We start from the raw sequence: 12,211 nt of genomic DNA, 5'->3' as shown, positions 1-12,211 counted from the left end.
CCTTCTGTAATATTCAATGTATTTATTACTTGTAACAATGTTATAACAAAATAAGTAAAATAACAACACCTTTGTCTCAAAAAAAGAGACGAGAGGGAAATCATTAGAGCGAAAAGCTTTCCGTGTGAAATGTTGAATCTCTTTACCTTGAAAATAACCCCCCTTAATCCCCCCTTGCTAAGGGGGGAAATGTTCCCTGTCGGTTCCCTCCCCTTTATAAGGGGAGGGTTAGGGTGGGGTCAGATTAAGGTATTGCTTTCTTTTTTAGCTTAAGTTGACACCAATGACCGACGTGCGCCCATTTTAACCGTAAAAACCATCATAGGATAAAGACTTGAGGTGAAAAACTTTAAACCCGAAGATGACTCACTATATCATCAAGCGTCTACTGAACCTGTTACCGGTTCTTCTCGGTATTACCCTGTTAGTCTTCCTCTTCCTTCACCTAATTCCCGGTGACCCAGCAACGGTTATGCTAGGAGAACGAGCGACTCCCGAACAGGTAGAAGCGTTACGAGAACAACTGGGTTTAAATCAACCCCTACCCCTGCAATATCTCACTTTTATCAACAATCTACTCCATCTCGACTTCGGCACCAGTATTATCAGCGGTATTCCCATTATTGATGAAATTATAACCCGCTTTCCCGCCACATTTGAATTATCCCTAGCCGCCATGATAGTCGCCGTCATTCTGGGAATCCCGGCTGGAGTTTTAGCGGCGGTTTACAAGAATCGTCCCGCCGATAACATAACCATGATTGGCTCATTACTGGGGGTTTCCATGCCTGTGTATTGGTTAGGATTACTTTTAATTTACCTATTTGCTATTACCTTGAACTGGTTTCCCCCCAGTGGACGGATTAGTATTGAAGCGGGATTAAGCTTTCAACCGATTACGGGATTTTACCTCTTAGATGCTATTCTAAAACTAGATATCAACCTATTGCAAGATGTTCTATCTCACCTCATTTTACCCGCCCTAACCCTCGGCACAATTCCCTTAGCTATTTTAGCTCGGATTACTCGTTCTTCTCTGTTAGAGGTTCTCTCCCAGGACTATATTCGCACAGCGAGGGCAAAAGGTATTCCCGAACGTTGGGTAATTCTTCGCCATGGATTAAAAAATGCTCTGTTGCCTGTGGTGACAATTATTGGGTTGCAGTTTGGTACACTTTTAGGCGGTGCTATTTTAACCGAAACCATCTTCTCGTGGCCCGGAATTGGTTCCTGGATTTACGAAGGAATTTTGGCACGAGACTATCCCATTGTTCAAGGCGGCGTCGTTGTTATCTCGATTATCTTTGTCCTAGTTAATCTTGTCGTTGACATTTCTTATGCACTAGTTGATCCGAGAATTAAGTATAAATAGCTAGTAACGCTAGGCTAAAGTCAGTTGTAGAGACGTTGCATGCAACGTCTCTACAACTATCTTTTCGGTTGCAACCTGATGTAACTAAACCCGCCCCGACTCAGGCGTGAAAAGTCAGATAAGTTATCAGGCATCAGAGGAGATATTTTGTATCTTTATGTTACCGTTTTTAGATAAAATTCCCTATTCCTTGACAAAGGACAACTGACAAAGGACAAATGACAAAGGACGAATGACAAAGGACAAAGAAATGAAAGCCGTCGTCATGACTACTCCGGGTAAGCCAGAGGTGCTGCAATTGCAGGATGTACCCGAACCGAAACTGCAAACCGATAGAGATATCTTAGTGCGACTCCACGCCGCAGGCGTTAACCCCATCGACACTAAACTACGAAGCCGTGGCACATTCTATCCCGACGAAATGCCTGCGATTTTAGGCTGTGATGGTGCGGGTGTCGTGGAAGCCGTGGGTTCTGCTGTCAGCCGATTTCAGGTAGGTGATGAGGTGTATTTCTGTGCCGGTGGATTAGGAAAATCGGGTACAGGAAATTATGCCGAACTCACAGTTGTTGATGAACGCTGGGTCGCCCGAAAACCCAAATCCTTGTCATTTACAGAAGCCGCCGCCGCCCCTTTAATCCTAATTACCGCCTGGGAAGCATTATATGACCGAGGGCGCTTAGAAGCCGGACAAACGGCGCTGATTCATGGCGGTGCTGGTGGTGTTGGACATGTTGCCATTCAGCTTGCCAAAATCAAAGGGGCTGATGTGTGTACGACGGTAAGTTCCCAGGAAAAAGCCCGATTGGTGCGTCAATTCGGCGCAGACGAACCGATTCTATACACACAAACCGACTTTGCCCAAGCTGCATTAGATTGGACAGAGGGAAAGGGTGTAGATGTCGCCTTTGATACTGTGGGGGGTCAAACCTTTTACGACACCGTTGCCGCCGTGAAAGTCTACGGGGATTTGGTTACCATCCTCGAACCTGACTATAATATTGGGAAATTGAAAACGGCGCGATCGCGAAATCTGCGGATTAGCTTAGAACTCATGTTAACACCAGCACTCCAAGGATTGGTTGCGGCGCAGGAACACCAAACCGAGATTCTCGAACAATGCGCCCAGTGGATAGATAAAGGTAAGCTAAACATTCACCTCTCTCAAACCATTCCCCTCCCCGACGCCGTTAGCGCTCATCAAGCTATAGAATCAGGATCAACCACCGGAAAAATCGCCTTGCAAATTGCATAAAAAATAGTAGCGTGGCACACCTAATTTGATGGATTAGCATCTCTTGCTCCCCTCTCCCTTCATTCCCCCCTTTCAAAGGGGGGCTAGGGGGGATGGAGAGGGGCTGGGGTTGAGATCTTATAAGTTATCACTTATTAGTAAAAATGAACAAAGAAAATCAACTGCTTCAGCAATATAGCCAGAATCAACGAAACTTTTCGGGGATTAACTTACCAGGTGCAACACTCATTACTGAAAAACTCCAAGAGGCGAACTTCAGCCATGCTGATTTTAGCAACACACTTTTATTCGGCTCAAACTTAAGTCAAACCCTATTCCTGAATGCCAACCTTAGTGGTGCCATCTTAGTTGCCACGAATTTAACCGATGCCATCCTGATAGAAGCCAATTTGATTAATGCAAATCTCAGCGGTGCCAAACTAATCGGCGCTCAATTAATCAGCGCTCAATTAACTGGCATTACAATAGTCGGAGCCAATCTGAGCAATGCCACTTTGATTAACGCTGATTTGAGTCAGACCAATTTATATAAAGCCAATTTCAGTTGGAGTGAGTTGAGTCTGACGAATTTAAGCGAGGCGAATTTGAGTGAAGCAGACTTAAGTCATGCGCGTTTAGTCAGCGCTAATTTGACTAGGGCAGATCTCAGTCATGCTAATTTGCAGGAGGCTAATTTCAGTGGTGCTAACCTGAGTGGAGTTAATCTCAAGGATACTACATTAAACTTAAATTCACCAGAATTATTAGCAGAAATTATCCGACAAGCGGCTGGGGACGACAAAGAAAAGCAAAACCTTGCTGAATTACTGCTCATGTATCGCCAAGGATGGGACTATTTAGCCACCTTAAATCACCCCTTAGCCGAATGGGGAATTGAGACGATTAAAGCCATAGCCTCATCTGAGCAAAAATTTCCTGAATAGACCTGTTTGTAGTAAGCACTTTAGTGCCTTAAAATCTGGCGGGTTGTCCGATACTACCGGATATACTATCATGTCCTTCTACCTTGCATCCTTACCTGACGTTTCATACCAAATCCGGGTTAGCCACCCCCTTTATAATCTAGTCCGCGCAGGCGGACTTGGTTTGTGTAGCAGCGATTTCAATCGCCTCCTCTTGCATGGGGTTTCTCTTAATCGCTTGGCTGGAAAAGCCTTTGTTTGACCTATCAAGGCAAACATCGTTGGAGTTTCTGGAAAAAGAACAACATAAAGATTCTTGGTGTAGGTTGTTAGACAGTTTAATGGGGAGAGGAGATCCCCGTTTAAAGGTATGGTATGCACATATTCAGGAGATATCGGGTAACTATCGGTAAGTAACTAACTGGATTATAATCTTGTTCAGAGACGTGCCATGGCACGTCTCTACATTAGCTACTGTACCTCTGGGCACTAAGTCGTTTCTCGCATTTCGCTGGTGCGTACTGATAAAGTTTTCGTCTGATTACCCCGCACCACTTTGACTTGGAGAACTTGATTCACACCACTATTCTCCACCAGGCGTTGTAACTGTTGTGCACTATTGACAGATTGTCCATTAATCGCCGTGACGACATCCCCACGACGCATACCCGCCGCCGCCGCTGGTGAATCTGGCACAACTTGCACGACTAAAACCCCATTCACTTCCGGTACCATGAATGAGGAATTTGGATCGCGATTATTTTCTTGCGCCAATTGAGGGGTTAAAGTTGTCATGCGAATGCCGATGAACGGATGGACAACTTTTTCACCGCGCATCAATTTGGCGGTAATTTCTTTGGCTTTATTGATGGGAATGGCAAAACCAATTCCCATCGCATCCGCACGAATGGCGGTATTGATACCAATCACTTGTCCCTGTTGGTTTAAGAGTGGACCACCAGAGTTGCCGGGGTTAATCGCCGCATCGGTTTGAATAAAATCGAGTCGTTTTTCGGGAATCCCGGCTTCTGCACTCGATCGCTGGAGAGTACTGATAATCCCTAGCGTCACGGTATTATCTAGCCCCAAGGGATTGCCCACTGCGATCGCCCAATCCCCGACTTGCACATTAGTGGAGTCTCCCAATGTGACAACAGGCAAATTGTTGCCATCAATTTTGACCACCGCCAAATCGGTTATTTCATCGACACCCTGGACATTTCCTTCAAATTGGCGTCCGTCTTTGAGAATTACCGTTACTTTATCAGCCCGGTCTACCACATGGGCATTGGTGACAACCACACCACTCGGGTCAATAATAAAGCCAGAACCTTGACCCCTCAGACGTCGTTCTTGGGGCATTTGGGGAAGCGCCTCCTCCCCGAAAAACCGCCGGAAGAACGGATCATCGAAAAATGGATCGAGGCGGCGTGTCACTGTGCGTTCCGTGTCAATCCGCACCACCGCAGGTCCCACTTGATTCACCGCCGCTGTAACAAAACTGCCGCCGATATCGGTAATGGGTGGGCGTTGGGCGAGAACTATGGGAGATTCGGGTTCATTTTTCAAGACCGGTTCAGCGTGAGAGGGTAAGACATTATAAAACCCAACCGTCAACAGAACACCTGTTGCGATCGCAATCACATAAGCGCTGATTTGGCGTAACCGAGGGAACAACGTTGTCAATCGCATAGCCTTATTCTTGAGTTCAGTTATATGTATCTATGATCATCTATCCAAATTATTGTCACAATTGCTTAACATTGGCTGGTTAATCCAGGACGTTCTTTGAGCCAAAAGTGTTTCAGCGATGAGCGGTTCCCCTCCATTGGAAAACCTTGCTCCCAAACATCTCGACTCTGGATTACTATGAACAGAAGAACCAACCCATAAATGTTGCCAATCCCGAACTGGAGCTAAGCCATTGATTAATGAAACCTATACTCGCTCAGACTCAGACTTACAGTCACTGAATCAATCCTGCCACACCAGCCATGGTGATCATGATCATGATCATGCTGCATCTAGCCACACCCATGTTCATGATGAGGAGTCTCTGCGGCGAATTGTCAATCGGCTTTCTCGAATTGAAGGACATATCCGAGGGATTAAGACGATGGTACAGGAAAGCCGCCCCTGTCCAGATGTGCTGGTGCAAATTGCGGCGGTTCGAGGCGCATTAAATCGAGTTGCCCGAGTTATTTTAGATGAGCATTTAACTGAATGTATCGGTCGGGCGGCTGATGAAGGTAACATGGAGGCGGAAATTGAACAATTGAAGACCGCGTTAGATCGATTTTTGCCGTAGTTCTCTTGGCGGGGGGCGGAGGGGCTCCAGGAGATGAGGAAGATGGGGGAGATGGGGGAGAATTATCCCAATAACCGATTATTACGATCCCGATTTTGAGCATATTCAACAACCCTGACTTAGCTATCGCTTGAAGTCAGGGATTGCCAGGAACAGGACTGGCAACGTAAGCGTTGAATAGACCTGATTAGCCGTTAACTGGTACGTACTTCCGGATACTTCCCCAGTCTGGATTATCTACAAACCTACTTGTTATAGGTGCTTGCGGAAAGGACATCTTGTTAACGGTGGTCGAGGGGACTTACGACTCACACGAGAGGCTTATACCCATGATTCGTGTACCAGTTTTATCACCGAAAGGTAAACCATTAATACCAGCTAAAGCCAGCCGTGTTAGGCGTTGGCTAGGGAGCGGTAAAGCCAAGGTTATACACAACGACTTGGGGTTATTTCAAGTCCAGTTACTTAAGGAGCCATCGGGGGAAGCAACCCAAGATATCGTAGTCGGAATTGATCCAGGAAAGCTGTTTACCGGGATCGCGGTTCAATCTCAAAAGGCTACCCTGTTTTTACCGCGTTGAGCGGTGCAAAGTGGAATCACCAATGTGCTTACTGTGGGGCTTCTGGCGTTCCCTTACAGAAGGAAAACTGCAAAGCATTAATTGGAAGTATTTCCACCTCTTGTGGAAAACTGACGGTTACACTTATACCCCGTCCAAGTTGAAAACTGGAGATTCTCTTAGGGAAAAACTACAGGTTTCAACGTAGACACGGTTTATGTCCACAAACTCGACAAATGTTCATCGATTTGACGATTAGAGGAATACTGATCGCCTTATGGCTAACTTCTACTGTAAACGTCCCTATACTGTCCTCGCTGCATTATTGATGGGGGTAACTGGCTGTTCCTTCAATTCACCCCCTGATACGGTTGCAGATCAGGATTTATCTTCTCAGACTGAATCCATTCTAGCGGTGGAAAATCCCCCATCCTGTCAGTCCCAAGTTGATCCCTTTACCAAAGCAATTGACAAAGCGACGGGGGCGGCGAATCTGGCTCAATCTGCCCAATCCCCCCAAGATTGGGATTTGGTTGTCTTAGGGTGGATGCAAGCAATTGAGGCGATGCAATCGGTGTCACCGGATAGTCCGAAACGGGCGTTTGCTCAGAAAAAGGTGGCAGAATATCTGAGGAACTTAGATGTTGCCCAACAAAAAGCAACGACAAAAACCTCTCCTCTACCCTTTGCCAGCTTTGATAACCCCATCTTTGAAGAACAACTCCTGCTGTATCTGTCTTATGTCGCCGCCGTAGGTCCTCCAGATGTCCTGATTGTGGGCAGTTCACGAGCATTAGTTGGTGTTGATCCGCAACAACTGCAACAAGTTCTGGCGCGTTACGGTAAAGGGGGTTTAAAAATTTTCAACTTTGGCGTGAATGGGGCGACGGCTCAAGTGGTTGATTTTCAACTGCGACAACTCTTAACGCCAGAACAACTCCCGCGCCTGGTTATTTGGGCAGATGGCGTGCGGGCGTTTAATAGTGGGCGAACAGATAAAACCTACAATAGTTTGGCAACATCGGCTGGATATCAACAGTTAATGGCAGGAAATCGCCCCAAACTACCAGAATCGACGACCAAAACTCCAGATACTTGTGAAGAAATTCCTGCTTCAATTACCCAGAGTCCCGATTCGGATAAATCCACACAACCGGGAAATACTATACCTGCTAATGACACGGCGGAACGCTGGCGGTTAACCCGAGTTTCCTTTGAAACCAGTAGCAATCCCGTCCCCACCCCAGAGACTCGGTTACTCTTAACTCAGTTAGGGGGAAGCCAACCGCAACGACTAGCACTGGCACGTAATACTACAGGATACAGTGCGATCGCGATGGATGCCAATGGCTTTTTGCCGATGGATAGTAAATTTGACCCGAAAACTTACTATCAGCAAAATCCCCGTGTGGCGGGGCGCTATGATGCGGATTATCAACCCTTTAGCTTTGCCGGTCCCCAGGCGGTGGCGTTGAATTCGATTCAGGCATTTTTAGCACAGCAGCAGATTCCTTTGGTAATTGTTAATTTGCCTTTGAGTGAAGATTATTTGGATGGGGTGCGTTTAACGAGGGAACGGCAGTTTCGACAGCGAATGCAGCAGAAGGCGGCTCAGAATGAGTTTGTTTTTGTTGATTTAGCAGAGCAATGGAAAAATCAAAATCAGTATTTTGCTGATCCGAGTCATCTCAATCGCTATGGTGCGGCGGCTGTGGCAAGTTTCTTGGCGGATAAGTCTGAGATTCCTTGGTCTCAACGTTGAGAGGAGATGAGGGTAGGAAAAGGTCAGCGAAAACACGTAACGTTCAATTAGGTTTGCTAGAGCCAAAAATTCGGACAACTATCAGTCTCCCAACTTATTCCGCCGATGTATCTTGTTCTAACCAAATCGACAAATCCTCCAGACTATTAAAGCTTAAAATTGTCTGAACTAAGCGTTCTAAATCTTTCCCAGACAAGCCTTCGATTTTGCGGCTAATGTTTTTAGGAATTTCGCCAAAACGCTGCTGGAGTAAAGTTATTACTACTCCTAGCTTTCCCTGTAGAATTCCTTCATCTTTAGCTTGAATGATTCGCCCTGTTTCATCTTGTAACATTATGGCTCGCCGCTCCAATTCCTCCAATTCTTCTAGGGTGAGATTCGCTTGATTCGCGATATTTAACGCTTTCTCTATTGCAGATACTTCCGCTAAGGGGGCTGGAATGCTTTCCCAGGTTGCTGCTTCTTTAATAAAATAAATCCACTTGTCCGTCAAACTGTTTAACTCAGACAAGGTTTTATTGAATTTCGGTAATTCTAGGAAAATGAGTTGTAATTCGACGGCTTTATACCTAAATGACTCTTCCTCTTCTTTGAAAATAAACTTTGTCACAACTTTAGGGGTTTCTTGAAACATGATAAAATCAGCAATATTTATAGCAATTACTGGATTTAACAGCCAGTAACCTTCGCCAACGCCTAACTGATTTGCGTAAGTTTTAGCGAGGTTATACGTGACCCGTTTATCAAAAGCTTTTGTGCTGGATACTTGCATTTCAATAATAACAGTCGAGCCGTCATACAAAATGGCTCTCACGTCCAAATAGCTCTCTTTTAACTCTCGAACTTTACCAGGATTGTATGGATTGAGAATGGTTAAAGAACGAATAACGTTTTTGTTACTATAAATGATGGCATTGAGAAAGCTAATCAGTATTTCTTGGCTTTGGTCAGAACCAAATATTTTTTTAAATGCATAATCTAGTTTAGGACTGATAAATTTCATGTTTTTTTCTCATCGATAAGGAGCCCCTGCGTTAGTAGAGACGTTGCATGCAACGTCTCTACATTTCCTCTTGATATCATGTCCGAACCCATCACCCATAATAAAAATGTACGGGCTTGGTTACCAAGCCCCTACTCCCCATCACCGTAATTATGGGTATTCAACCGGACATGATATGAGGAGGCATTTTTATTAATTAAATAATTTGAATCATATCTGTATATTCCGTCAACAATTCATCATAAGTTAGACTATCATCTTGACTTTGAGGACTCCACAGCAGTTCCACGGTCATCAAATACTCAGGACGTACTGACGCCACTTTTTTTAATGCCTGATTCAGGGTTTCGGTTGAACGAATGTCGCTAAAAAACGGGTGATCATCTGCTGTTCCAACTAACAGCGTCACGACAATATAAGCCGCTGGATCTTCTTGAGCATCGGGCATTACCGGAACTTTTTGCCGCACTCTTCCGCCAACATTGCTGAGGGTTTCGGCACTAAATTTGCTGCGTTCTTCTACCGAAAGTTTTGTAAATAGGGTTTTGGCTTCCTCGATATTAACGCTTTGTGAACTGCTTAATACATGACTCCAGGTATCTGAATGACGCAGCAAGACTAACGCCGATTCTTGTAGCAGTTCGAGTAAGCCTTCGGAAGTCGTTGTATCGACAGTTAAGGCGATTTCCGATAACTCTGATTGCAAGTTGGGGGTGTGAGCAAATAAAGCGACCTGTAATTTACTCACCGTAACAATATCATTTTCTAGCTCATTGGTGGCGGCTTTTCGGCGTTTTAGGACAGACAAAATTAACCTGATTAGTAGATAAACCACCAGGAAAATCCCGACCCCAAAAAAGAGTAAAATGATGAAGACGGGTAAAGAGTTGGCTGATTTCGTTGAGTTCACCGCTTGAGTTGGATTCGTTGCTGGCGCGGTAGCTGGCGGTGGAGTTGTACTAGTAGTTGATCCCGGATTGGTCAGGCTTTGATTGGGTTGTGCGGGGGGTGCTGAATTGGTCAGGCTTTGATTGGGTTGTGGAGGCGGTGCTGAATAGGTTGTCCCTGGATAGGATGTTGGCGGATAATTCTGGAAATCGTCATCGTCATTTTCAATTTCAATTTCGAGTTCCACCGAACTATGTCCACCTTGTCTATAAGTCGGGTGAGGGATGCGACTGGGATGGGTTGATGAGGGACTCGGTTGATTCGGTTTGGTTTGAGTCGGAGTTGGAGATGTGGGTTTCTCTAATGTCCCGCCACTAGCTCGTCCCCCGGTTGTTCCTCTATTGGTAGGATTAGATTGAGATGGAGATGTTCTCGACGATGATGGAGGGGAGGATGAACGGCTAGGGGAAGATGAACGGCTGCTACTGCTGGAACCCGAACGTGAGGATGAACCGCGACTAAAGGAACCACCACCGCTGCGTCCCCCACTGCTTCTAGCGTAGGCGTCGTGACGTATATCAAGTGATGCGCTGATGCGATCGCGCGATACCTCTAGGTCTACACTGTTAATTAGGCTCAAACAAAGAGCAGTGGCAAATAAGGTCTTAAAGTTCATACGTGGTAGCCGATTCATGAGATTCTCCCGATGCTACTCTCCTAGCTACAATTGTAGCTTTTTGAGAAAAATCATTCAGGGTTTAATCACAATCCTAGGTTCAACAAGAGCGGGTTTAGTTAAGTTATGGGTTGATGTCAAAATCTTATCGGTAAAACCCGCCCCGACAACGTTGCTCCCAAACGCAGGTTAACCGGAAACTTTACCAAAACTTGATAGTTCTAGGGTAGGCATTAGCGCCTTATCGGGCATAAATTAAATAAGGGATAAACTAACCTAACTCAGCAAACTCCTATTCTTTCGTAGTATATTCATGAATCCCCCACCCCCAGAAACCATTCCCTTTGTTGATTTGACGCTGCAACACCAGCCGATTCAAGCGGACATTGAACAAGCGATTCAGACAGTTATCCAGCGCGGCGATTTCGTTTTAGGTCAAGCCTTAGCCGAGTTGGAAGTGGCATTTGCGGCAGCGTCTGGTGTAGACTATGGTGTCGGTGTCGCTTCAGGTACGGATGCGATCGCGCTAGGATTACAGGCAAGTGGTATTGGTGTCGGTGACGAAGTTATTGTTCCTGCCAATACCTTCATCGCCACTCTCATTGGTGTACTTCAGGCAAAGGCGACACCCGTCTTAGTTGATTGTGACCCAAACACCGCCCTGATTGACCTGAATGCGGCGCAAAAGGCAATTACCCCCAAAACCAAGGCGATTATACCGGTTCACCTCTATGGTCAGATGGTATCGCCTCAGCAGTCACTCGACTTTGCCAATACCCACAACCTGTTACTATTTGAAGACGCCGCCCAAGCCCATTTAGCCCAACGGGACGGGTATCAGGCGGGTTCGGTGGGTAAAGCCGCCGGCTTTAGCTTTTATCCGAGTAAGAATTTAGGCTGCTTTGGCGATGGCGGAATCATATTGACGAGTGATCCCGATATCTATCAGACCTTGCGATCGCTGCGGAATTATGGCGCACCCCGTAAATATTATCACTCACAACTGGGCAAAAACAGTCGCTTAGATTCCATCCAAGCGGCGGTTCTCAACGCCAAGTTACCCCATTTGTCCCAATGGAACCAATCTCGCAACGCCGCCGCCCAGTACTATGACAAATTATTATCCCCCTTAGCCGACAAAGGGATTCTCCCCATCCAAAACCAAAGCGGTACAGGTCATGTATATCATCTGTACGTGATTCGGATTACCGCCGCCTGTTCCCTGAATCGCCAAATCGTGCAAGATAAACTCAATGCAGCCGGGATTCAAACGGGTATCCACTACCCCCTCCCTTGCCATCTGCAACCCGCTTATCACTATTTGGGCTATCAAGAGGGTGATTTCCCCCATGCTGAGACCCTGTGCCAGGAAATTCTATCATTGCCTATGTATCCTGGAATAAGTAACGCTCAAATTGAGCGAGTGGTTGATTGCCTAAATAGCTTGTTTGAACCGCATCCGGCGGCTGTAATTTCGGGGTAAGC

9 protein-coding genes and 1 pseudogene are annotated in these 12,211 nt (G+C 46.0%); 7 read left to right on the top strand and 3 right to left on the bottom strand.

The genetic code is table 11. From position 1 onward, the window contains the following. Positions 1–361 precede the first annotated feature (361 nt). The 3 genes from RID09_RS30220 to RID09_RS30210 all read left to right on the top strand — a co-directional run bounded on the left by RID09_RS30220 (position 362) and on the right by RID09_RS30210 (position 3,550). Positions 362–1,372: an ABC transporter permease gene (locus RID09_RS30220; protein ID WP_446339600.1), complete on the top strand. Its 1,011-nt coding sequence runs from the start codon at positions 362–364 to the stop codon at positions 1,370–1,372. A gap of 250 nt (positions 1,373–1,622) precedes the next feature. Continuing rightward, positions 1,623–2,627 (top strand): zinc-dependent alcohol dehydrogenase family protein, encoded by a 1,005-nt coding sequence (locus tag RID09_RS30215; protein ID WP_446339602.1) that lies wholly within the window; start codon positions 1,623–1,625, stop codon positions 2,625–2,627. 143 nt (positions 2,628–2,770) lie between these two features. Next, on the top strand, positions 2,771–3,550 hold the full coding sequence (locus RID09_RS30210; protein WP_446339599.1) for a pentapeptide repeat-containing protein: 780 nt from the start codon (positions 2,771–2,773) through the stop codon (positions 3,548–3,550). A gap of 468 nt (positions 3,551–4,018) precedes the next feature. Here the strand turns inward: RID09_RS30210 and RID09_RS30205 are convergent, their stop codons facing one another. Next, complete coding sequence (locus RID09_RS30205; RefSeq protein ID WP_446339598.1) at positions 4,019–5,221, bottom strand: HhoA/HhoB/HtrA family serine endopeptidase; 1,203 nt, start codon at positions 5,219–5,221, stop codon at positions 4,019–4,021. A gap of 277 nt (positions 5,222–5,498) precedes the next feature. Between RID09_RS30205 and RID09_RS30200 the strand changes: the two genes are divergently transcribed. The 3 genes and pseudogenes from RID09_RS30200 (at position 5,499) to RID09_RS30190 (ending at position 8,159) form a co-directional block, all read left to right on the top strand. Further along, positions 5,499–5,837, top strand: a complete 339-nt coding sequence (locus RID09_RS30200) for a metal-sensing transcriptional repressor (RefSeq protein ID WP_446339601.1) — start codon at positions 5,499–5,501, stop codon at positions 5,835–5,837. A gap of 329 nt (positions 5,838–6,166) precedes the next feature. Then, positions 6,167–6,409 (top strand): annotated as a pseudogene (locus RID09_RS30195) (RRXRR domain-containing protein); the annotation flags it as partial. A 265-nt stretch (positions 6,410–6,674) separates the two neighbouring features. Continuing rightward, the gene (locus RID09_RS30190; protein ID WP_446339597.1) at positions 6,675–8,159 is read left to right on the top strand and encodes a hypothetical protein; all 1,485 of its coding nucleotides are present in this window, start codon (positions 6,675–6,677) and stop codon (positions 8,157–8,159) included. 94 nt (positions 8,160–8,253) lie between these two features. Here RID09_RS30190 and RID09_RS30185 read toward each other — a convergent pair whose 3' ends face one another. Together RID09_RS30185 and RID09_RS30180 are read right to left on the bottom strand one after the other, a co-directional pair. Beyond that, a complete protein-coding gene (locus RID09_RS30185; RefSeq protein WP_446339596.1) occupies positions 8,254–9,162 on the bottom strand; it encodes an Rpn family recombination-promoting nuclease/putative transposase in 909 nt (302 codons plus the stop codon). A gap of 196 nt (positions 9,163–9,358) precedes the next feature. Beyond that, positions 9,359–10,744, bottom strand: a complete 1,386-nt coding sequence (locus RID09_RS30180) for a DUF1517 domain-containing protein (RefSeq protein WP_446339595.1) — start codon at positions 10,742–10,744, stop codon at positions 9,359–9,361. A gap of 295 nt (positions 10,745–11,039) precedes the next feature. Between RID09_RS30180 and RID09_RS30175 the strand changes: the two genes are divergently transcribed. After that, positions 11,040–12,209, top strand: coding sequence for a DegT/DnrJ/EryC1/StrS family aminotransferase (locus RID09_RS30175; protein WP_446339594.1), 1,170 nt, complete (start codon positions 11,040–11,042; stop codon positions 12,207–12,209). The last annotated feature ends 2 nt before the right edge of the window (positions 12,210–12,211 follow it).

Source organism: Coleofasciculus sp. G1-WW12-02, assembly GCF_040219735.1.
Classification (GTDB): Bacteria; Cyanobacteriota; Cyanobacteriia; order Cyanobacteriales; family Coleofasciculaceae; genus Coleofasciculus.
Note: the sequence above shows the minus strand (reverse complement) of the source record. Positions and strands in the feature narration are given on the sequence as shown.